Raw genomic sequence first — 316 nt, 5'->3', positions numbered from 1 at the left:
CTCAGCGCGAGGTGCCGGGTGTTGCCGCGCGCAGCATCGGGCGAGATCAACTTGGCAATGCCGAAGTCCAGCAACTTCACCGTCCCGTCACACGCGACGCGGATGTTTCCGGGCTTGAGATCACGATGCACGACGAGCGCACTGTGGGCATACGACACCGCATCGCAGATCGCCAGAAACACCGACAGGCGTCGCTGCCGCGACGGCCGCATGCGACGCAGCCAGGCATCCAGATCCTCGCCGTCCGCCAGCTCCATCACCAGCCAGGGTTGGCCGTCGTCCAGCACGCCGCCGTCGATCAGGCGCGCGATCCCGG

1 protein-coding gene is annotated in these 316 nt (G+C 67.1%); it reads right to left on the bottom strand.

All coding sequences use genetic code 11. The features are described from left to right. The coding region (locus tag E2R67_RS16560) for a protein kinase domain-containing protein (protein ID WP_166739422.1) at positions 1–316 on the bottom strand (316 nt) is incomplete at both ends.

It is taken from the genome of Psychromonas algicola (assembly GCF_004378355.1).
Taxonomy (GTDB): Bacteria; Pseudomonadota; Gammaproteobacteria; order Enterobacterales; family Psychromonadaceae; genus Psychromonas.
Note: the sequence above shows the minus strand (reverse complement) of the source record. Positions and strands in the feature narration are given on the sequence as shown.